Origin of the sequence: Rhizobium sp. CCGE531, from assembly GCF_003627795.1 — a bacterium.
Classification (GTDB): Bacteria; Pseudomonadota; Alphaproteobacteria; order Rhizobiales; family Rhizobiaceae; genus Rhizobium.
Window position 1 is genome coordinate 2,639,395 of record NZ_CP032684.1, and the last position, 20,856, is coordinate 2,660,250.

General features: G+C 60.2%; 17 protein-coding genes. 9 read left to right on the forward strand and 8 right to left on the reverse strand.

Annotated features, from left to right (window positions below):
* Nucleotide 1: 1 nt before the first annotated feature.
* Nucleotides 2-1,990, reverse strand: a complete 1,989-nt coding sequence (gene dnaG, locus CCGE531_RS12895) for a DNA primase (RefSeq protein ID WP_120664518.1) — start codon at nucleotides 1,988-1,990, stop codon at nucleotides 2-4.
* Nucleotides 1,991-2,559: 569 nt separating this feature from the next.
* Here dnaG and CCGE531_RS12900 point away from each other — a divergent pair.
* Nucleotides 2,560-2,793, forward strand: coding sequence for a hypothetical protein (locus tag CCGE531_RS12900; protein ID WP_120664519.1), 234 nt, complete (start codon nucleotides 2,560-2,562; stop codon nucleotides 2,791-2,793).
* A 267-nt stretch (nucleotides 2,794-3,060) separates the two neighbouring features.
* Here CCGE531_RS12900 and CCGE531_RS12910 read toward each other — a convergent pair whose 3' ends face one another.
* Nucleotides 3,061-3,513, reverse strand: a complete 453-nt coding sequence (locus tag CCGE531_RS12910; protein WP_120664521.1) for a GatB/YqeY domain-containing protein — start codon at nucleotides 3,511-3,513, stop codon at nucleotides 3,061-3,063.
* Between the two features lie 299 nt (nucleotides 3,514-3,812).
* Between CCGE531_RS12910 and carA the strand changes: the two genes are divergently transcribed.
* Entirely contained in the window at nucleotides 3,813-5,021 is a 1,209-nt protein-coding gene (gene carA / locus CCGE531_RS12915) for a glutamine-hydrolyzing carbamoyl-phosphate synthase small subunit (RefSeq protein WP_120664522.1), read from the forward strand.
* 120 nt (nucleotides 5,022-5,141) lie between these two features.
* Here the strand turns inward: carA and CCGE531_RS12920 are convergent, their stop codons facing one another.
* The 4 genes from CCGE531_RS12920 to CCGE531_RS12935 all read right to left on the reverse strand — a co-directional run bounded on the left by CCGE531_RS12920 (nucleotide 5,142) and on the right by CCGE531_RS12935 (nucleotide 9,676).
* A complete protein-coding gene (locus tag CCGE531_RS12920) occupies nucleotides 5,142-5,714 on the reverse strand; it encodes an EVE domain-containing protein (protein WP_120664523.1) in 573 nt (190 codons plus the stop codon).
* A gap of 87 nt (nucleotides 5,715-5,801) precedes the next feature.
* Nucleotides 5,802-7,199 carry an MATE family efflux transporter gene (locus CCGE531_RS12925; protein WP_120664524.1) on the reverse strand — a complete coding sequence of 466 codons (1,398 nt, stop codon included), beginning with the start codon at nucleotides 7,197-7,199 and terminating at the stop codon, nucleotides 5,802-5,804.
* Nucleotides 7,200-7,347: 148 nt separating this feature from the next.
* A complete protein-coding gene (locus CCGE531_RS12930) occupies nucleotides 7,348-8,604 on the reverse strand; it encodes a TCR/Tet family MFS transporter (protein WP_120666780.1) in 1,257 nt (418 codons plus the stop codon).
* A 160-nt stretch (nucleotides 8,605-8,764) separates the two neighbouring features.
* A complete protein-coding gene (locus CCGE531_RS12935; protein ID WP_120664525.1) occupies nucleotides 8,765-9,676 on the reverse strand; it encodes a LysR family transcriptional regulator in 912 nt (303 codons plus the stop codon).
* A 124-nt stretch (nucleotides 9,677-9,800) separates the two neighbouring features.
* On the opposite strand from CCGE531_RS12935, the gene CCGE531_RS12940 reads away from it, so the two are divergent.
* Complete coding sequence (locus tag CCGE531_RS12940; RefSeq protein ID WP_120664526.1) at nucleotides 9,801-10,793, forward strand: aldo/keto reductase; 993 nt, start codon at nucleotides 9,801-9,803, stop codon at nucleotides 10,791-10,793.
* A gap of 52 nt (nucleotides 10,794-10,845) precedes the next feature.
* On the opposite strand, the gene CCGE531_RS12945 is transcribed toward CCGE531_RS12940, so the two are convergent.
* Nucleotides 10,846-11,766 (reverse strand): neutral zinc metallopeptidase, encoded by a 921-nt coding sequence (locus tag CCGE531_RS12945; RefSeq protein ID WP_120664527.1) that lies wholly within the window; start codon nucleotides 11,764-11,766, stop codon nucleotides 10,846-10,848.
* A gap of 94 nt (nucleotides 11,767-11,860) precedes the next feature.
* A complete protein-coding gene (locus CCGE531_RS12950) occupies nucleotides 11,861-12,352 on the reverse strand; it encodes a DUF2306 domain-containing protein (RefSeq protein WP_120666782.1) in 492 nt (163 codons plus the stop codon).
* 85 nt (nucleotides 12,353-12,437) lie between these two features.
* Between CCGE531_RS12950 and CCGE531_RS12955 the strand changes: the two genes are divergently transcribed.
* The 6 genes from CCGE531_RS12955 (at nucleotide 12,438) to CCGE531_RS12980 (ending at nucleotide 20,826) form a co-directional block, all read left to right on the forward strand.
* The gene (locus tag CCGE531_RS12955) at nucleotides 12,438-13,262 is read left to right on the forward strand and encodes a LytTR family DNA-binding domain-containing protein (protein ID WP_120664528.1); all 825 of its coding nucleotides are present in this window, start codon (nucleotides 12,438-12,440) and stop codon (nucleotides 13,260-13,262) included.
* A gap of 148 nt (nucleotides 13,263-13,410) precedes the next feature.
* Nucleotides 13,411-14,112 (forward strand): DUF1190 domain-containing protein, encoded by a 702-nt coding sequence (locus CCGE531_RS12960; protein WP_120664529.1) that lies wholly within the window; start codon nucleotides 13,411-13,413, stop codon nucleotides 14,110-14,112.
* 11 nt (nucleotides 14,113-14,123) lie between these two features.
* Nucleotides 14,124-15,293 (forward strand): glutathionylspermidine synthase family protein, encoded by a 1,170-nt coding sequence (locus CCGE531_RS12965; RefSeq protein WP_120664530.1) that lies wholly within the window; start codon nucleotides 14,124-14,126, stop codon nucleotides 15,291-15,293.
* Between the two features lie 229 nt (nucleotides 15,294-15,522).
* Nucleotides 15,523-19,008 carry a carbamoyl-phosphate synthase large subunit gene (gene carB, locus CCGE531_RS12970; protein WP_120664531.1) on the forward strand — a complete coding sequence of 1,162 codons (3,486 nt, stop codon included), beginning with the start codon at nucleotides 15,523-15,525 and terminating at the stop codon, nucleotides 19,006-19,008.
* 255 nt (nucleotides 19,009-19,263) lie between these two features.
* Nucleotides 19,264-19,740: a transcription elongation factor GreA gene (greA, locus tag CCGE531_RS12975; protein ID WP_120664532.1), complete on the forward strand. Its 477-nt coding sequence runs from the start codon at nucleotides 19,264-19,266 to the stop codon at nucleotides 19,738-19,740.
* 6 nt (nucleotides 19,741-19,746) lie between these two features.
* Nucleotides 19,747-20,826: a glycosyltransferase family 4 protein gene (locus tag CCGE531_RS12980; protein WP_120666784.1), complete on the forward strand. Its 1,080-nt coding sequence runs from the start codon at nucleotides 19,747-19,749 to the stop codon at nucleotides 20,824-20,826.
* Nucleotides 20,827-20,856: the final 30 nt, after the last annotated feature.

Genomic DNA, 20,856 nt, shown 5'->3' on the forward strand with positions numbered 1-20,856 from the left:
CCTATTTTCCAGCGGCACCTTTGACGCGGCCGGAAAGCACGCCGAAGCCATCGATGATCGCCTCCTGATTTTCCAGCCTTATCGCTTCGAGCTGAACTTCCTGCAAGGCGCGCATCAGCTGCTCGATCAGCTCGCCGTCGCCGTCTTCCGTTGCCTCGGCAATTGCGCCCTGCAATTCGATCTTGTGCCAGCGAAGCGCCTTGGAACGCTTGTGAAGCGCGAGCGCCTGGCGGTAGCCTTCGCGCGCGTCTTCCATGGCGGCCTCCTCGGTCGCCGTCCACAGCCGGGCATTGCGGACCTGCTGGTCGAGGCCCTTCAGCAGGGCACCGAAGCCCTGCTCCTCCAATTGCTCGACCAATCGCTCGCGGATGAATTGCGGCCCGACCATGGCCGCGGCGACCCCGAGAACCGCCGACCACAGGCGCTGCAATTCACGGCTCTCGTAATCGATCGCGGCAATCTCGTCATATTCGTCCTGCAACAGCGGCGGATGATTGACGATGGTCAAAGCCAGGACGCTTTCGCGAAGGCTCGGAATATCCTGATGTCCCTTGATCATGGCCGAGCGCTGTAACCGATCGGATGCCGTTGTCGGCACGGGAGGAGCGCCGCGCGCCTGCCCGCCGCGGCCGCCGAAAGCGCGGCCATTGCCGTCACGGGCAAAATTGCGCGCCTGCTGGCCACCGTTTCGCTGGAACTGCGGCTGAAAAAGCCCGCTCAGCCGCTCTCGCATGTTCTGTTGATAGTGACGGCGGACATCCTCATCCGCGATGACGGAGACGATGCGCCGCAGCCGCGCTTCCAGCTCCGCCCGCGCTTCCGGCGTTTCGAACGTGCCGCTACCGGCTTCCCTCGCCCATATCAGATCGGCCAGCGGCTTTGCCTGCGCCAGCACTTTGTCGAAGGGCGCTCGCCCGTCATGCCGGACGAGATCGTCGGGATCCTTGCCGTCGGGCAGCAACGCAAAACGCACGGTGCGGCTCGGCTTGATATGAGGAAGCGCCAGATCGGCGGCACGATTGGCGGCGCGAATACCGGCGCCATCGCCGTCGAAGCAGAGGACCGGCTCCGGCGTCATCTTCCAGAGGAGATCGAGCTGGCTCTCCGTCAGCGCAGTGCCCAGCGGCGCAACCGCATTCTCGACGCCGGCCTGATGCAGCGCGATGACATCCATGTAGCCTTCGACGGCAATGATGGTGCCGGCGCCGTCGGCGCCTTGCGCAGCACGACGCGCGCGCGTGAAATTGTAGAGCACATTGCCCTTGTGAAAGAGCTCGGTCTCGTTGGAGTTCAGGTATTTTGCCGGCGCATCCGACGACATGGCGCGGCCGCCGAAGGCAATCACCTTTTCTCTGGAAGAGAGAATCGGAAACATGATGCGGTCGCGAAACCGGTCGTAGGAGACCGGAACGTTCTCGTGCACGACGAGGCCGCAAGCCTCCATCTGCTCCTTGAGCACGCCCTTGCCGGCGAGATGTTCTTTCAACGCGTTGCGGCTATCGGGCGAGTATCCGAGGCGGAAGGTCTCGATGGTCCGGCCGCTGAGGCCGCGATCGCGCAGGTAGGCCCGCGCCCGTGCGCCATTGGCTGTCTGCAGTTGATCTTGGAAAAACTGGGTCGCCATCTCCAGGACGTCGAGCAGCGATGTGCGCTCCTTCTCGCGCTTCGCCTCCATCGGATCGGCAACCGGCATGGGAACGCCGGCCATATCGGCAATCTGCTGCACTGCCTCCGGAAAACTCAAACCTTCCAGCTCAGTGAGAAAACGGAAATGGTCGCCCGTTACACCACAGCCGAAGCAGTGATAGCGCCCCTTGCGATCCTCGCAGTGGAAGCTCGGCGATTTCTCGCCGTGGAAGGGGCAGCACGCCCAATAGTCCCCGCGCGGCACATTGGTCTTGCGCCGATCCCACGTCACACGACGACCGATCACGTCCGAAATCGGAACGCGGTCGCGAATCTCATCGAGAAACGTATTGGAAAATCGCATGGCTACCTCTGGCTTGTCCCATATAAACAGGAATGAGGGGCATTGCCACGCCGCTTGGATATCCTCCCACGGTATTCACAGGCCTTTGCCGGCGATTGTCTTGCCGCCCTCGCAATCACAACTCCGTGAACTGCCGTCCGGTTTCGCCTTGTCTTCCGCAACCCTAAACGCCGCATTCGGCCTGTGGAAGGCAACGTAAATGCTCCCTTTGCAGGAAGGAAGCGACCTCTCCGGGACTAATTAAGTAACTGGTTGGTGTACGAAAATCCGCAAAAAAGCAAGGACTTGCACAGCCTGAAGTCGATAGGCGCCGCCAAAACCCACGCCATGGACAATCAATGGCTGCAAAGAAGCCGCGCATAGGCGACACTCTCCGGCGCCGCATTTGCGGCATTGTTCGTAAGCCAAACATTATTTTTTTGTAATTTGATTGTTGATGTGGGGCGCAATAGCGTCCTTCTCACGGGGCGAGACAAGCCGGCGAAGAAACTGCTTCGCGACGCGACATGCCGAGACGCCCCGACGAACGGGAAGCCACCAGGTACAGGGCTTTCAGTTTAGGAGAGAAAATGCGCGTTCTGATCGTACCCTTGGCAGCCGCAGCCATCTTCGCCACAGCTACCTATAGCTCGGCGACGATGACCGGCGGCGCTCACGAGAAGAATGTGCTCTACGCCGGTGCGGGATATCAGCTGCCGGCGGACATGAAGGTCCCTGCTCTCACGGCAGGCGTAAAGATTCAAATGTCCGGACTGCCGTCGCAGGCATTGGCCTTGCCCCAGGAAGTCAGGATCCTCAGATAAGTTCACCAGATACTCAGGTGGGGCACCATCCCTACCCCCGGCGCCGCCCCACCTGAGTGCCTTTGCAAAAGACGTTTGATTTTTGGGCCCCACCCTGCGTCATCAAACGCCTGCAAAGCGCAAGAAGGCAGGAGCTCCCCCAGCTCCTGCCTTCTCTAATTTCGGGCCATTGCAATTATCAGGCGGGAAAATTCGCCATCATGGACGCCGCCTGGCAAAACACCATCGGCCTGCGGCGGATCCCCAGGCCGATGGCGAAACAGAATTTTACTTCAGCAGTTCCTTCAAGATAGCCGAGGCCTTCGCGAAATCCATCTGGCCGGCGTAGCGCTCGCGTAGGGCGGCCACGCATTTGCCCATGTCCTTCAGGCCCTGCGCGCCGAGTTCCGCAACGATCGCGACGCAGATCTCGCGCACCTTTTCTTCGGAAAGCTGCTCGGGCATGAAACCCTGGATGACGGCGATTTCCTCGCGTTCCTTGTCGGCCAACTCCGGACGGCCGCCCTCGATATAGATCTTCACCGATTCCTCGCGCTGTTTGATCATCTTGGCGAGCAGCTGCAGTATCTCATCCTCGCTCGCCGGCTCCTTGCCGAGACCGCGATTGGCGATGTCCTTGTCCTTGATGGCCGCAAGGATGAGACGGACGGTCGAAAGCCTCGCCGTATCCCTTGCCTTCATGGCGTCCTTCTGGGCGTTGGAAAGGGTTTCGCGGATCATGTCTTTTAACTCCTTGAAGCAGGCCGGCGAGGATCGATCCGGCCACTTATGTCATGCTGTTGTCTCTTAGACCAACAGTGTCGATCAATGCAATTGCGCCCGAGAGCCCGAATTCCTTGATGGGAAAGCAAAAGCGCGCATTGACCGGCTCGCCTTGTTTAGCTATGTCCATCACCTGCACATTAGATCGATAGGAAGATCTCAAGCCGTGACGCACGTCGCCGGCTGTACCTTGCTACAAACATGGCGGAACCGCCGGTCTCTTCAAGGCCGCGCTCGACGCCGGAAACGGGATGACTATGACCGCCACAGCCCCATGGACCACTGAAAAGCCGACTGCTCTTCTCGTTCTCGCCGATGGTACCGTGATCGAAGGCAAGGGCATCGGCGCGACTGGCAAGGTCCAGGCCGAAGTCTGCTTCAACACCGCGCTGACGGGTTACGAAGAGATCCTGACCGACCCCTCCTATCTCGGCCAGATCGTCACCTTCACCTTCCCGCATATCGGCAATGTCGGCACGAACGACGAAGATATCGAAGACCTGACGCCCGCTGCCCGACACGGTGCCGTCGGCGTCATTTTCAAGGCCGATATCACCGATCCGTCGAACTATCGCGCCGGCAAGCACCTCGACCAATGGCTGAAAGCGCGCGGCGTCATCGGCCTCTGCGGTATCGATACCCGCGCGCTAACCGCCTGGATCCGCGAGAACGGCATGCCGAACGGCGTGATCGCCCACGATCCGAACGGTGTCTTCGATATCGAACAGCTGAAGGCTGACGCCAAGGCCTGGAGCGGCCTCGAGGGTCTCGATCTCGCCAAGGTCGCCTCTTCCGGCCAGTCGTCGCAATGGTCGCAGACGCCCTGGGTCTGGAATGAAGGCTACGGTGAACTCGGCGCGGCTGACGCAAAATATCACGTCGTCTGCCTCGACTACGGCGTCAAGCGCAACATCCTTCGCCTGTTTGCCGGCCTCGATTGCAAGGTCACCGTCCTGCCGGCGACGGCCTCGACGGATGACGTCCTCGGCCTCAACCCGGACGGCATCTTCCTCTCCAACGGCCCCGGCGATCCGGCCGCGACCGGTGAATACGCCGTTCCAGTCATCAAGGATCTGCTGAAGACGGAGATTCCGCTCTTCGGCATCTGCCTCGGCCACCAGATGCTTGGCCTCGCGCTTGGCGCGAAGACCGCGAAGATGCATCAGGGCCATCACGGCGCCAATCATCCGGTCAAGGACCACACGACGGGCAAGGTCGAGATCGTCTCGATGAATCACGGCTTCGCGGTCGACTCGAAGTCGCTGCCGGAAGGCATTGAGGAGACTCACATTTCGCTCTTCGATGGCAGCAATTGCGGCCTGCGCGTGTCAGGCAAGCCGGTCTTCTCGGTGCAGCATCACCCGGAAGCCTCTCCCGGTCCGCAGGACAGCCATTACCTTTTCCGCCGCTTCGTCAATCTGGTGCGTGAAAAGAAGGGCGAACCCGCTTTGGCGGAGCGCGCCTGATAGGGTCGACCATCCAATCACAAAGAGAAAAGTCCCGGATTGATAATCAATCCGGGGCTTTTCTCTTTGTGCGTCAAGCTGGGAGGTCTTTTCGTCACATCGATTCGGGCTTGCTGAAACTCATGCCTGCAGACGGCGCTGCTTGACCACTTCAAGCTCGCTCATCAGGATTTCCTCGAGAAACTCAAAGTCGGATTGTTCGAACTCAACGAGGCCGAATCTCAGTTTGTAGCCCCAATTCTTGTCCTGGGTAAAATCAAGCCAGCCCAGGAGGGGACGAAGCGGTTGTTCGGGCGCGTCCAGCCAGTCCACATCCTTGCGATAGGCCTTTCCGCAGCCCATCTCGCCGAGGTAAGGCTCGCCCTCGCGGACAAAGCCGATGGCGGTAAAGCTCTGAAAGCCGTCCTTCTCGCCCATTTTGACTGAAGGTGAGTAGTAGACGATGCCGTCACCCGGCTTGATGCGCATCAAGGGAGCTCGCTTGCCGTGGTTCACCTGCATGAAGCCATGCTTGCGCCCAATGCGTACGTGCTCTGCACTGGCCACCGCAAGCCAATAGGATTTCCGCGCAGGCTCGGGTCGCCGGCGGGACTCGTTGGCAGATGGGAAAAGACGAACCATCTTGCCCTGATCAAAGGAACCTTCCCGCGGGAAAGGCGCGGCATCGATACGATCGCTTGCATTGAATGTCATGGTCATCTCCCGTCATTGGTATGGGAAGACTATAGACGATCATGCTGTCAATTTTTGTCAGCAGTCTCTCGATCCGAGATTCCGCTGTCAGCTGGCGGCCTTCTCGGAGCGCACGAGAATATAGAAACGCGCGCACAGCATCGCCGCCGCCGAGGCAAGGCCGAGCAGGAAGCCGAACCATATGCCGATGCCGCCCAAATCGAACCGAAACGCCAGCAGCCAGGCGAGGAAGAAGCCGATCGGCCAATAGGCGATCAACGCCAGAATCATCGGCACGCGCGCATCCTTCAGCCCGCGCAACAGACCGCTGGCAATCGCCTGCAACCCATCGACAAGCTGAAACAGGCCGGCCACGACGATCAGCGGCGCCGCATAGGCGAGCACCTTCGGCGCATCGGCCGACGTGACGTCAAGGAATAAGCTTCCCAGCCAGGATGGCGCGGTCGCAAACAGGATACTGCCGCAAAGTGCAATGCAGCATGAAACGATGAGCACAACGATTGCCGCACGCTTTAGGCCGAGATGATCGCCCTGCCCGTGCGCAACACCCACCCGCACGGTCGCCGCCTGGCTGAGACCGAGCGGGATCATGAAGGCGATCGACGCCCACTGCAAAGCGATACCATGAGCTGCGAGCTCGATCGTGCCGATCTGGCCCATCAGCAGCGATGCGGCGGTGAACAGGCTGACTTCGGCCAGAACCGTGACGCTGATCGGAAAACCGAGCCGGATGACATCCCACAAAGCGTGCCAGTCGGGCCGCCAGAACCGGACGAAAATCTCATAACGACGCGTTTCCTCGTGGCTCTGAACGTAACCGACGATGAAGAGGAAACCAGCCGTCTGCACGGCAACGGAAACGATAGCCGCGCCATGCAGCCCCATGGCCGGCAAGCCGAAATGGCCGAGCACCAGAATGTAGGCAAGCACGGCATTCATAACCAACATGGCGATGGTGACCTTGAGGATGATGCCGGCACGGCCGATTGCGCTCACCAGCGCACGGATGACGTTATAGAGCAGGCCCGGCAGCAAGGCGAAGTGACCGATATCGATATAGCCGCTGGCCAGTTTCGCGACCTCGGGCTTCTGTCCCGCCGCCAGAAGGATCTGCTCGGAATAGAAGAATGCGGGTTGCACCACGAGCCAGTAAGCCGTGACGACCCATAGGCCCATGCGCAGCGCACGGCGCACCGAGGAAACGTCGCCTTTGCCATAGGCCTGCGCCACCAGCGGCACGACGGCGATGGAGAAGCCCGAACCGAAAATCAGAATCGTGAAGAGAAACTGCGCGGAGAGCACCATTGCCGCCAGCGGCTCGGCGCCGAGCCGGCCGACAATCATGACGTCCGTGGTGTTGATGCCGAGCTGCGCCAACTGTGCGCCGATCAAAGGAATGCCCAGCGCAAGCGTAGCGCGAATATGTGCGGACCACGAATTATCATTGTCATGCGCGGACGAGCGCGCAGTTACAGGCATATCCATCACGAAAACTCGATTGTTAAAGTCGCGCGAACCGCCCTACCCAAGGGTGCGCGAGCCTGTCGGCTTATCGCAATTGGAGTTAAAAAGCCAGCCGACAAGCCTATAGTGCTAAAGAATTCATCGCGGTATCAAAATATCTGATGAATTTTTAGGCCGCCTCGCCCGCCTGCGACTGGGCAACCACTTTCGGCTCTGTCTTGCGAACCTTGGTCAAAAGCACGATCAGCGCTGTCGCGACCAGAATTGCGCCCATGACGAAGGGCGCTCCCGCAAAGACCACGGGAGCCGTCGGCGCGGTATAATATTGGAACAGGTACGGGAACAGCAAAGGCCCGATGATGGCGGTGATGCTCGTCAGGCTGCCGAGCACGCCTTGCAGCTCGCCCTGTGCTGAAGGCGGCACCTTGCTGGCGGCGATGGAACGCAGGGGCGCATCCGCGACGTTTTCGATGACGGTCAAGACGACGACCGCGTAAACCATCCAGCCTTGCCATGCGAAAGCGTAGCCCATGAGGCCGAGGCAGGAAAACATCAATCCGAGCAACGCGGTCTTCCACTCGCCGAGCACAGGCACCAGCCGCGGCAGAACGAAGCCCATGACGATGGCGGCACCAATCCCATAGATGCCGAGGGAGAAGCCGATCTGCCCCTCGCTCCAATCATAGCGGTAGGACGTCACGAAGGACCATACGGCCGGATAGACGCCATGCGCCAGCCAATTCAGGAACATGACGACGCAGATCCAGCCGATGCCGTGATAGCGCCGCATTTGCTTCAACGCGCCGAAAGGATTGGCGCGCGCGATCTCGAAGGGCCGGCGATGCTTCGCATCCAGCGTTTCCGGCAGCAGGAAATAGGCACCCACGAAATTCAGGAACGCCACCGCCGCCGCGCCATAGAAGGGTACACGCGGACCGAACTCGCCAAGAAAGCCGCCGATGACAGGTCCGAGGACGAAGCCGACGCCGAAAGCCATGCCGATCAGGCCGAAATTCTTCGCGCGGTTCTCGTCATTGCTGATGTCGGCGATATAGGCCGAACAGGTCGAGAAGCTCGCGCCGCTGATGCCGGCGAGGATGCGGCCTACGAAGAGCATCCAGTAGGAACCGGCAATCGCACAGATGAAATTGTCGATCGCGAATGTCAGCACGGAGGCCAGCAGCAGCGGCCGTCGGCCGAAGCGATCGCTCAGATTGCCGATCAAGGGCGAAAACAGGAACTGCATGGCGGCATAGGCGAGCAGCAGCCAACCGCCTTCCGTCGCCGCCGCGCTGACCGACGCACCCGTCAGCTCTTCCAGATATTTCGGCATGACCGGCATGATGATCGCAATGCCGATAACGTCGAGGAAGAGGATAAGGAAGACGAGGAACAGACCTCGACGAGCGAATTTTTGATCGATCATGGAGATGCCTTCTGGCGGCCCCGTCTCCATGAAAGAGACAGAACGTGAACGAAAAACTGGAGCATTCCCCATACATAAAGATTTTGGCGGAAACAATCCGTGAACGCTTCAATCTTATTGATTTATCGGCCGCTTTTTTTGATCCTCGGCACAAAAGCGACTATCTGTCACGACCGCGCCGCTGGTCGCGATTGAGAAAATCGACGAAGGCCCGCAGCGGCGCTGGCATATGTCGTCTGCTGGCATAATAAAGGAACGGACCGGAAAAGGCAGTCTCCCATTCCTCGAGGATGGGCACCAATTCTCCTCTGGCAATCTGTGGCGCAAGGAACTCCCGAAAGGTTCTGATGATGCCGAGCCCGGCCGCAGCCGCGTTGCGCTCGATGTCGATCGAATTCGTCGCGACGACCATCGGCGGTGCGATGAAGATCGTCTCCCCCTTCCTTTCGAACTCCCAGGGCATGACCGAGCCGCTCAAGAACCGATGGCGGATGCAGCGATGCTCGAGTATGTCGCGCGGATGTTGCGGGGTGCCGTTGGCAGCCAGATAGGCTGGCGCGGCCGCGGTGATATAATGTTGCTGTCGCGGCCCGATCGGCACGGCGATCATGTCTTTCTCCAGTCTTTCGTCGTAGCGGATGCCGGCGTCATAGCCGGCCGCCACAACATCGATGAAACTGTCTTCGGCGACGATTTCGACTGAGATCGCGGGATATTCCTTCAGGAAGCGGCTGATGATGTCCGGCATGACCACCATGGCGGCGACGGTTGGCACATTCAGCCGCAGGGTCCCGCCTATGCTGTCGCGAAAGCTGTTGATATCATCGAGCGCGACGGCGATCTCGCTCATGGCGGGCGTCAGGCGCTCCATCAATCGCTCCCCCGCCTCCGTCGGCGTCACGCTTCGGGTCGTGCGATTGAGCAGGCGAACCGCCAGCCGCTCCTCCAGCCGTCGCACCGCTTCGCTTAGCGACGATGCAGAAACACTACGTTTGCGCGCCGCTTCGCGAAAGCTGCGCTCGCGGGCAACGGCGGTAAAGGCAACCAGATCGGCCAGCGGCAATTCATCCATTGTGCGAAATTCCAAACAACCTGTTTCGATTTACCCGGATTATCGCACAGAAGGCAATGCAGTAAAACACGATCGACAGAGGCCTCTGAAGATGAGAACGCGCCTCCCACCAAGGAGAACCACGATGGAAAAGCGTCAATTGGGAAAAACAGGACCGCAGGTATCGGCGCTCGGCCTCGGCTGCATGGGAATGTCGGGCATGTATGGCCCGTCCGACCGGGCCGAGAGCATCGCCACCATCCATGCCGCGCTCGATGCCGGGATCAACCTGCTCGACACGGGCGATTTCTACGGCATGGGCCACAATGAGATGCTGATCGGCGAAGCCATCAAGGGGTTGAAGCGAGACGATTTCCTGCTGAGCGTCAAGTTCGGCGCCCTGCGCGACCCCGCCGGCGCCTGGCTCGGCTACGATGCCCGACCGGCGGCAATCAGGAATTTCCTCGCCTATTCGCTGCAGCGTCTCGGCGTCGATCATATCGACGTCTATCGCCCTGCCCGCCTTGACCCGAACGTGCCGATCGAAGACCAGGTCGGCGCGATGGCCGACCTCATCAAAGCTGGTTACATCAGGCATATCGGCCTATCGGAAGTCGGCGCGGACACTATCCGCCGCGCCGCCGCAGTTCATCCGATCGTCGACCTGCAGATCGAATATTCGCTGATCTCGCGCGGCATCGAAGACAAAATCCTGCCGGCCTGCCGCGAACTCGGTATAGGCATCACCGCCTATGGCGTCCTCTCGCGCGGCCTCATCAGCGGTCATTGGCAGAAAGACGGTGCTGAGAAAGGCGATTTCCGCAGCCTGAGCCCGCGTTTCCAGACGGGAAACGTGGAAAAGAACCTGGAGCTCGTGGAAGCCCTGCGAGAGATCGCCGAGGCGAAGGGCGTCAGCGTCGCCCAGATCGCGATCGCCTGGGTCGCAGCCCAGGGCAAGGAGATTGTCCCGGTCATCGGCGCCCGCCGCCGCGACCGCCTGACGGAAGCCTTAGGCGCACTGTCAGTCGAATTGTCGGACGCCGATATGGCTGCGATAGAGCGCGTAATCCCCAAGGATGCCGCCGCCGGAGGCCGCTACCCCGAAGCGCAGCTGACACATCTCGACAGCGAGAAGTGACAAGCCGAAGGGCTTGCCCGCTCGCCGGTATTCCGGGAGCGGGCAAGCAAAATCAGACGGGATTGTTCAGCGTATCGCAATCGCTGAGCTTGCCGGAATCGAAGCCCTGCTTGAACCACTTCATGCGCTGCGCCGAAGTGCCGTGGTTGAAGCTGTCGGGAACGACGTAGCCCTGGGTTCGCTTCTGCAGCGTATCGTCGCCGATCTGCTGCGCGGCGTTCAAGGCCTCTTCGAGATCGCCGGTCTGCAATATGCCCTTCTGCTGCGTGAACTTGCCCCAGATACCGGCAAAGCAATCGGCCTGCAGCTCGATCCGCACCGACATCTTGTTGGCATCCACCTCGCTCATGTTGCGGCGGGCCTGATTGAACTTCGGCAGGATGCCGAGCAGGTCCTGAACATGGTGGCCGACTTCATGCGCGATCACATAGGCCTGCGCAAAATCGCCAGATGCGCCGAACTGGTCTTTCATCTGCTTGAAGAAGGCCATGTCGAGATAGACCTTCTGATCGCTTGGGCAATAGAAGGGGCCGGTGGCAGCCGAAGCTTGCCCGCAGGCCGAGGGGAAACTGCCGGAGAACAGCACCAGCTTTGGATCCGTATAGGTCTGGCCCATCGACTTGAAGATGCCGGTCCAGGTGTCTTCCGTATCGGCGAGAACAGTCGAGACGAACTGCTTCATCTCGTCATTGGCCGGCTGAGCCCCACCGCTGTTGTTGGAGGTGCTCTGCTGATATCCGGAACCTCCGCCCTCCAGCATGCCGCTTTGCTGCAGCAGGCCGATAACGTCGACGCCCATCGCCCTCAGGATCAGGAAGATGACGATCAGCACGATAATGGTGCGGAAACTCAAGCCGCCCCCGCCGATACCCCCACCGGGAAACCGGAAGCCGCCGCCACCCGTGCCGCCCATGGGCGATGAGCCGCGCTCGTCCTCGACATTGTCGGATTGCCGACGCCCCTTCCAATCCATAGCGCACCTCCTGGCGATGCCTAAACACCAAAGACCCTTGAGGCATTTATATATCCAGGAAGAGAGACAAAGCCAGTTGGCTATCCACAGAAGATCAGGTTAAACGGCGACGGCGCCACATTTCTTTCGACATCAGCCATAAAAGCGCGATGCCTATACCCGCCGCGACCAGAAGTGGGGCAATTTCATCGCCATCGAAGGCCACTTTGTTCATGATGCGGCCTGGAATGAGCGTAAACGCACCCGCGCCGACAATACCGCCAAAGTAAAGGCCTCTGACGATGCGCTTGTGCGCCTCGATGTTGTGCTTGCGGGCATTGGCGATGGCGCCCCAGCAACCGAACAGAACGTATATCGAAAGCAGGTGAATGGGGCTGAAGCCGTAAAACATGTTGATCTGGTGAATGAAGAAGCTCGACAGCGCCGTGATCACCATCAGGACCAGCCATATCTTGCCGAACAGACGGTGCATTGGCGTCCCCTTCGGCCTGAGGAGGAGATAGGCGCCGAGCAAGGCGGCGGGAATGACGGCCGCGACATGGACGTGGATCGCGATTGAGGCATTGAGAAGCGGCTCGAGTGTCATCATCCGTATCCGGTTGAGTTTGCCGAGCCTTTCCGCGATATTGTCGTTCCCTCAATCGAAATTGCGCGAAAGAACGGAAATCTTCGTGGATCACACCTTTCTGCAATCCACGCTTCGCGAATTGCGGATCATCCAGCGTTCACCGCGTTTCTGGGCGACCTTTGTCACGATCGTCCTGATCTTTGCTCTCACTGGCCCCTACGGCACCTTTGCCCGGCTGACGCCGGGAGCCCGGCTCGGCTATTGGCTGGTTCTCCAGGCCATGGCCTGGTCCATCGCCATCGTCTTCTCCGTCGTCGCCGAAATCCTTCTGCGCAGGCATGTATCGAGCATGTTCGCCCGGATGATGATCGGATCCATCGCCGCCGCATTGCCGATAGGCTTCGGCATCTCGCTCGTCGAGCTAGCCTTCTTCGGAACGACGTCCACGGTAATCGACAGCCTGCGTCAGTCGCTTGGCGCGATACCGCTTTGTGCCCTTTTTTGTATTTTGTCCTATCTGACCATGCACCGGCAGATAGCAATGGCGGCGCAGGGATCGGACGCCACGGAGACGAAAGCCACGCTCGCCGCCGCAGCCGAGCTCAGAACCCTGGCTTCTCAGCCGCCGATTCTATCGCGCCTGAAGCCGGAAAACCGGGGGGCATTGGTAAGGCTCACCGTTCGCGATCACTATACCGAAGTCGTAACGACACGCGGGCGGGAGCTCATCCTGCTGCGTTTCGGCGATGCACTCATGGAAATCGGCAATACGGAGGGCATGCGCCTGCACCGATCCCACTGGATCTCGACGGAGCACGTCGCCCACCTGAAACGCGACAACGGCAAGCTTATCGTCATCGCGCGTGACGGCGTTGCGGTGCCCGTCAGCCGTTCCTATGCCGAAGCTGTCCGGCACCGTTTCGATTGACTTATGAAAACTGGAAAGACATTTTTTACGATCGCAACCATTGGTCTAAAAAAATTCGACTGGACACACGCCTACGTTCTTTAAATGCGGCCAATTTATACCTAACTCTCTTTTCGCGCTCATATTCTTAACGTTGCAATCCTTACATATGTGGACAACCGCAATTCCGCGTCTGCGTGTGTTGCGGCTGGTCGACTTGAGCGGGCAACGTCCCGGAATATGTGGTCGTGTGAACGCGCAATGCGCCGGGGGTTTTATGAAGCGATCGATGAGTGTGTCCCTGCTGCTCATGGGAACGGCGGCATTGACGGCCTGCGGCCAAAAGGAGGATCGGGTTCAGATATACAAGGACATCAACGCCTGCGTCGCGGGGAGAGTTTTTTCCGCTGACGAATGTCGATCTCAATTTGCCGCTGCGGAAACGGAGCGCCAGCGAAATGCGCCCGCCTATGAAACAGCGGCGAACTGCGAAAAGGATTATGGCGTCAACAATTGCCAGCCAACGACCAGCGCCCATCAATCGGGCATGGGCCACTTCGTTCCCCTGCTGGCCGGCTATCTTGTCGGCAACGCCGCCAGAACGTTTGACACTAAAGCCCTTTACCAGCCGCGAGGGAGCAGCGACTTTCGAACGGCAACCGGGCGAAGCCTTGCCAACGGCATGTTGCTCGGAAATACGACCTATGCGGCAAGAAAGAAGGACGACAACACGCAATCCTCGTCTTCGAGCGGCGGCGGCGGTGGTGGCGGCAGTAGCTTTTGGGGAACGTCTTCCGAGCACTCAGCGCGCTCAAGCGGCGCGGTAGAGCGCGGCGGCTGGGGTTTTCGTGGCTTCCATCTTTCGGGTTAACAGGTGAGCTGATGAAACGCGTAGTCATGAACGAGCGGCCGGATTGGAAGGCCGACGCCGAGGCCTGTGGCTTCACCATCCATTCCATGTATGGCCAACGCTATTGGGATGAGCGACACGCCTATGCTTTTAGCCTTGAGGAAGTAGAGACGAAGCTCGAGGAGCCTTCCGCCGAATTGCTGGAAATGTGCTATGCGGCAGTCGAAAGGATCGCTTCGGACGATGAATTGATGCGTCGGATGGCCATCCCGTCGGCGTATCACGATGCGATATTGCGCTCCTGGCGCGATCGGGAACATGACCTCTACGGCCGTTTCGATCTGTCCTATGACGGAAACGGTTCGGCAAAGCTGCTCGAATTCAATGCCGACACGCCCACCAGCCTGTTCGAAAGCGCTGTTTTCCAATGGCGCTGGCTGGAAGACATGAAGCAGCGCGGCGAACTTCCGCCTACGGCGGACCAGTTCAATTCGGTGCACGAACGCCTGATCGACGCAATGCGTGTCCTTGCCGAGCCTTCGCGGCGCATGCACTTTGCCGGCATGCTGGAATCGGAGGAAGACCTCGTAACGCTGAACTACCTTGTCGATTGCGCCGCCCAGGCTGGCTGCGAAACGAAGCTGATCGCCATGCCCGATATCGGCGTCGACGACAAACACTGGCTGATCGATCTTCAAGACGAGCGTATCGATTGCATATTCAAGCTCTATCCGCTCGAAGATATGGTCCGCGAGCCTTTCGGCCGTCATCTGCCGCTGACGCCCACGCGCGTCATCGAACCGCTTTGGAAACTCGCGCTATCCAATAAGGGGCTGCTGCCGGTTCTGTGGGAAATGTTCCCAGGCCATGAAAATCTGCTGCCTGCCTATTTCGAGGATGATCCGCGCATCGGCGATCTCGGCGATCGCTACGTTCGCAAGCCGTTGCTATCCCGCGAAGGTGCGAATGTGACGCTTGTCAACCACGAAGCCGGTGCTGGCATATATCACGTCGAAGGACCTTACGGTGAAGAAGGGTATGTAAGGCAGGCGCTGCATTTGCTTCCCCGCTTTGGCGACGATTGGACCGTCATCGGATCCTGGATCGTTGCGGGCCAACCGGCGGGTATCGGCATTCGCGAGGACGACACTCCCGTCACGCGAGACACCTCACGCTTCGTCCCCCATTATATAGAGGGCTAGCTGATCGATAGCGTCAGCACAGGTTGCCAATCGTCCGCATAACTCGTCATTTGACCGCCCCATGGCGATCTCGACAGAATTCATGTCGATTCCGCGATTTATGGGGTTCCGTTTGCAAATACATTTGCCTATAAGCCGCTTCTAGCCTGAAATAATTGCTCATGCGCCCCGGCCGGTGATCTCCCACCCTGGCCGGTTTTTGGCGCAACGAAAAAACGGATGAGAGCCCATGCCGAAGCGTCAAGATATCAAATCGATCCTCATTATCGGTGCAGGACCGATTGTTATCGGACAGGCTTGCGAATTCGACTATTCGGGCACGCAGGCCTGTAAGGCGCTGAAGGAGGAAGGCTACCGCGTCATCCTCGTCAACTCCAACCCGGCAACGATCATGACCGATCCGGGCCTGGCGGATGCCACCTATGTCGAGCCGATCACGCCTGAAGTCGTCGCCAAGATCATCGCCAAGGAGCGCCCCGACGCGCTGCTGCCGACCATGGGCGGCCAGACGGCGCTCAACACCGCGCTCTCGCTGAAGCGCATGGGCGTGCTCGACCGCTACAATGTCGAGATGATCGGCGCGAAGCCCGCCGCGATCGACATGGCCGAGGACCGCGCGCTCTTCCGCGAAGCCATGGCCCGCATCGGCCTCGAAACGCCACGCTCCATGCTGGCGAACGCCACCGACATCAAGGATGCCGATCGCAAGACGCATGAGGCCGAGCGCAGCAAGCTGAAGGCATCTCTGTCAGGCGCCGAACTCGACAAGGCGCTTGACGAACTTGAAAACCAGTGGAACCTCGGCGAGAGCGACCGGAAGCAGCGTTACATGAGCTACGCCATGGCGATCGCCGCCCAGGCAATCGACCATGTCGGCCTGCCCGCCATCATCCGTCCTTCCTTTACGCTCGGCGGCACCGGCGGCGGCATCGCCTACAACCGCTCGGAATTCTTCGAGATCGTTGGTGGCGGCCTCGACGCCTCCCCGACCACGGAAGTGCTGGTCGAAGAATCTGTCCTCGGCTGGAAGGAATTCGAGATGGAAGTCGTCCGCGACAAGGCGGACAACTGCATCATCATCTGCTCCATCGAAAACATCGACCCGATGGGCGTCCACACGGGCGATTCGATCACCGTCGCTCCGGCGCTGACGCTGACGGACAAAGAATACCAGATCATGCGCAACGCCTCGATCGCGGTCCTGCGCGAGATCGGCGTCGAAACCGGCGGCTCGAACGTGCAGTTTGCGGTCAACCCGAAGGATGGCCGCCTCGTCGTGATCGAAATGAACCCGCGCGTGTCGCGCTCCTCCGCGCTGGCATCGAAGGCCACCGGCTTTCCGATCGCCAAGATCGCCGCCAAGCTCGCCATCGGCTACACGCTCGACGAGCTGGAAAACGACATCACCGGCGGCGCGACGCCTGCCTCCTTCGAACCGTCGATCGACTACGTCGTCACTAAGATCCCGCGCTTTGCCTTCGAGAAGTTCCCCGGCGCCTCTCCGGTTCTGACCACCGCCATGAAGTCGGTCGGTGAAGTCATGGCGATCGGCCGCACCTTCGCCGAATCGCTGCAGAAAGCACTGCGCGGCCTCGAAACCGGCCTGACAGGCCTCGATGAAATCGAAATCCCCGGCATCGAGGAAGGCGAAGGCAGCCGCAACGCCATTCGCGCCGCCATTGGCACGCCGACGCCTGACCGTCTGCGCATGGTCGCCCAGGCGCTGCGCTCGGGGCTGAGCATCGAGGAAGTGCATGAAGGCTGCAAGATCGACCCATGGTTCCTCGAGCAGCTGAAGAACATCGTCGATATGGAGACCCGCATCCGCGAGCATGGCCTGCCTGAGGATGCCGCCAATCTCCGCATGCTGAAGGCCATGGGCTTCTCCGATGCGCGCCTTGCAACCCTTACCGACAAGCGGCCGAAGCAAGTGGCGGAACTGCGCAACCGGTTGAATGTGCGCCCGGTCTTCAAGCGCATCGACACCTGCGCGGCCGAATTCGCCTCGCCGACGGCCTATATGTACTCGACCTATGAAATGCCCTTCGTCGGCGCCGCCCGTTCCGAAGCTGAGGTTTCCGACCGCAAGAAGGTCGTCATCCTCGGCGGCGGTCCGAACCGCATCGGCCAGGGCATCGAGTTCGACTATTGCTGCTGCCACGCCGCCTTCGCCCTGAAGGATGCAGGCTACGAAGCGATCATGATCAACTGCAACCCCGAGACGGTTTCGACCGACTACGACACTTCCGACCGGCTCTATTTCGAGTCGCTGACGGCCGAGGACGTGATCGAAATCCTGCGTGCGGAGCAGGAGAAGGGCGAAGTTGTCGGCGTCATCGTCCAGTTCGGCGGCCAGACGCCGCTGAAGCTCGCCGAGGCCCTTGAAAAGAACGGCATCCCGATCCTCGGCACGGCTCCGGACGCGATCGACCTTGCCGAAGACCGCGATCGCTTCCAGAAGCTCTTGATGAAGCTCGATCTCAACCAGCCGAATAACGGCATAGCCTACTCGGTCGAGCAGGCTCGCCTCGTTGCCGGCGAGATCGGCTTCCCGTTGGTCGTGCGTCCGTCCTATGTCTTGGGCGGCCGCGCCATGCAGATCATCCATTCGGAAGGCCAGCTCCAGAGCTATCTGCTCGATACGGTCCCGGAGCTGGTGCCGGAAGACATCAAGCAGCGCTACCCGAACGACAAGACCGGCCAGATCAACACGCTGCTCGGCAAAAACCCGCTGCTGTTCGACAGCTATCTTGCCAACGCCATCGAAGTCGACGTCGACTGCCTGTCCGACGGCACCGACGTCTACGTTGCCGGCATCATGGAGCACATCGAGGAAGCCGGCATCCATTCCGGCGATTCGGCCTGTTCGCTGCCGCCACGCACGCTCTCGCCTGCCATGATCGACGAGCTGGAGCGCCAGGCAAAGGCCATGGCCAAGGCCTTGAACGTGGGAGGCCTGATGAACGTCCAGTTCGCCATCAAGGACGACACGGTCTATGTGCTTGAAGTCAATCCACGCGCCTCGCGTACCGTGCCCTTCGTCGCCAAGACCATCGGCGCCCCGATCGCCAAGATCGCCGCCCGCGTCATGGCGGGCGAGAAGCTCGATGCAACCTTTGCGGCCTATGGCGAAAAGCCCGATCCGCGCAAGCTGAAGCATATCGCCGTCAAGGAAGCGGTGTTCCCCTTCGCCCGTTTCCCCGGTGTCGACATCCTGCTGGGGCCGGAAATGCGCTCGACCGGCGAAGTGATCGGTCTCGACACCGATTTCGCGCTGGCCTTCGCCAAGTCGCAGCTCGGCGCCGGCGTCGAACTGCCGCGTGACGGGACGGTGTTCGTCTCGGTTCGCGACGACGACAAGCCCCGCGTGCTGCCCGCCATCCGCATGCTGGCGGAACAGGGCTTCAAGGTGCTCGCAACCGGTGGAACCCAACGCTTCCTTGCCGAAAACGGCATCGAAGCGACGAAGATCAACAAGGTGCTTGAGGGACGTCCGCATATCGAGGATGCCATCCGCAACCGCCAGGTCCAGCTCGTCATCAACACGACCGACAGCAACAAGGCGATCTCGGATTCGAAGTCGCTTCGCCGCGCGACGCTGATGCAGAAGGTGCCCTATTACACGACCATGGCCGGCGCCGAAGCCGCTGCCATGGCGATCAAGGCACTGAAGGCCGGAAACCTCGAAGTCCAGCCGCTGCAGAGCTATTTCTGACGGGTGAAATTCAATCGTGACGGGCGTGAATCAGGGTAGCCGGCTCACATTCGTCACGGCCCCGTCAGGCGGTCGAACGGGCAAGGAACTTCAACAGAAGCCTTTCCTTAAGTCTTCGAATTTTCTGGCAATCGTCTGTCGCAATCTGCTATAGATGACAGAATAACGGCTCTGAATGGTTCCGAAGTACCGCTTCGGGACCTGTTTTCTTTTGTGTCTGCAGCAGAGCAACACTGGGAGTGAAGGATAAAAAAAATGGTTGAAAAGGTACCGATGACACAGAACGGGTTCGTCAAGCTGCAGGAAGAACTGCGCTGGCGTCAGCAGGAAGAGCGCCCGCGGATCATCGAGGCAATCGCGGAAGCACGCGCCCACGGCGATCTCTCCGAAAATGCCGAGTATCATGCAGCCAAGGAAGCCCAGAGCCATAATGAAGGCCGCGTCGCCGAACTCGAAGACCTGACGGCGCGCGCCGAAGTCATCGATCTCACCAAGATGTCCGGCTCGAAGATCAAGTTCGGCGCCAAGGTGAAGCTCATCGACGAGGACACCGAGGAAGAAAAGATCTACCAGATCGTCGGCGACCAGGAAGCCGACGTGAAGGCAGGCCGCATCTCCATCTCCTCCCCGATCGCCCGCGCCCTGATCGGCAAGGAAGTCGGCGATTCCATCGAGGTCAACGCGCCCGGCGGTGCCAAGGGCTACGAAATCCTCTCCGTCACCTGGGGCTAATTGCCCGTGCGCGATCGCGAGTCAGCGCATGCCAGCGATCTCAGCGAGATCGAAATCATAGCAACGAATTTCAAACGCCGGCTTTCCGGCGTTACCTCGACGATCGTGCAACTAATCCCCAAACAGGTCGAGCTTGGCTATCATATCGCCACGCTCGGCCCCGGCCTGCCGGAAGACCTGCCCAAGCTCGGCTGGCTCCGGCTCCCGGGTTTATGGAGCAGGCCACGCCGCTGCCGCGTCCGCGTCTGGCATGCACGCCGCAACAACGAAATGCTGGTAGGCTTGCTGCTGCGCGCTGTTCTGCGCATGCCTCTGAAGTTGGTCTTCACCTCCGCCGCGCAGCGCCGCCATACCGGCTATACGCGCTGGCTCATCCGCCGCATGGATGCAGTTATTGCCACCAGCACCCGTTCCGGCAGCTTTCTCGAGGTGCCGCACACCGTCATCCAGCACGGCGTCGATCTCAATCGCTTTCATCCGCCGGAAAGGCCAGACGACCGCATGGCGGCTACCGGCCTGCCCGGCACCTATCTGATCGGCTGCTTCGGCCGCGTCCGCCATCAGAAGGGCACGGATCTTTTCGTCAAGGCGATGATCGAGCTGCTGCCGCGCTATCCGGACTGGACGGCCGTCGTCTGCGGCCGCGTGACGTCAGAGCATCGCGGTTTCGGCGATGAGCTGGAAAAGATGGTGGCCGACGCCGGCCTTTCCGACCGCATCCGCTTTCTGGGCGAGGTCGACGACATCAAGCCCTGGTATCGCCGCGCCACCCTCTATGTCGCCCCGTCCCGCAACGAGGGTTTCGGCCTGACACCACTGGAAGCCATGGCCTCCCGCACAACCGTCGTAGCCTCCGACGCCGGCGCCTATGCCGAGATGATCGTCCCGGGCGAGACCGGTGCCGTCGTGCCGGCCGGCGATGGCGAGGCCCTGATCAGAGCGATCGGCTTCTATCTGGCCGATCCAGAGGAAACGCTTCACCAGGGCGAGAATGCCGTGCGCCATGTGCGCAGCGAGTTCGCATTGGAAAAGGAAGCAACCGCGATCGGCGACGTCTATAAGCGGCTGCTCGTCGCCAACAAATAAAGCATGTCGCGCAGAAGTGTGCAGCGGTTT

What these genes read in the sequence shown, in the direction of transcription:
- CCGE531_RS12965 (WP_120664530.1), top strand. Translation starts at nt 14,124, where the DNA reads ATGAAACGCGTAGTCATGAACGAGCGGCCGGATTGGAAGGCCGACGCC.
- greA (WP_120664532.1), top strand. Translation starts at nt 19,264, where the DNA reads ATGGTTGAAAAGGTACCGATGACACAGAACGGGTTCGTCAAGCTGCAG.
- CCGE531_RS12910 (WP_120664521.1), bottom strand. Translation starts at nt 3,513, where the DNA reads ATGATCCGCGAAACCCTTTCCAACGCCCAGAAGGACGCCATGAAGGCA.
- CCGE531_RS12925 (WP_120664524.1), bottom strand. Translation starts at nt 7,199, where the DNA reads ATGGATATGCCTGTAACTGCGCGCTCGTCCGCGCATGACAATGATAAT.
- CCGE531_RS12960 (WP_120664529.1), top strand. Translation starts at nt 13,411, where the DNA reads ATGTGGACAACCGCAATTCCGCGTCTGCGTGTGTTGCGGCTGGTCGAC.
- CCGE531_RS12945 (WP_120664527.1), bottom strand. Translation starts at nt 11,766, where the DNA reads ATGGATTGGAAGGGGCGTCGGCAATCCGACAATGTCGAGGACGAGCGC.
- CCGE531_RS12950 (WP_120666782.1), bottom strand. Translation starts at nt 12,352, where the DNA reads ATGACACTCGAGCCGCTTCTCAATGCCTCAATCGCGATCCACGTCCAT.
- carA (WP_120664522.1), top strand. Translation starts at nt 3,813, where the DNA reads ATGACCGCCACAGCCCCATGGACCACTGAAAAGCCGACTGCTCTTCTC.
- CCGE531_RS12920 (WP_120664523.1), bottom strand. Translation starts at nt 5,714, where the DNA reads ATGACATTCAATGCAAGCGATCGTATCGATGCCGCGCCTTTCCCGCGG.
- CCGE531_RS12930 (WP_120666780.1), bottom strand. Translation starts at nt 8,604, where the DNA reads ATGATCGATCAAAAATTCGCTCGTCGAGGTCTGTTCCTCGTCTTCCTT.
- CCGE531_RS12900 (WP_120664519.1), top strand. Translation starts at nt 2,560, where the DNA reads ATGCGCGTTCTGATCGTACCCTTGGCAGCCGCAGCCATCTTCGCCACA.
- CCGE531_RS12935 (WP_120664525.1), bottom strand. Translation starts at nt 9,676, where the DNA reads ATGGATGAATTGCCGCTGGCCGATCTGGTTGCCTTTACCGCCGTTGCC.
- carB (WP_120664531.1), top strand. Translation starts at nt 15,523, where the DNA reads ATGCCGAAGCGTCAAGATATCAAATCGATCCTCATTATCGGTGCAGGA.
- CCGE531_RS12940 (WP_120664526.1), top strand. Translation starts at nt 9,801, where the DNA reads ATGGAAAAGCGTCAATTGGGAAAAACAGGACCGCAGGTATCGGCGCTC.
- dnaG (WP_120664518.1), bottom strand. Translation starts at nt 1,990, where the DNA reads ATGCGATTTTCCAATACGTTTCTCGATGAGATTCGCGACCGCGTTCCG.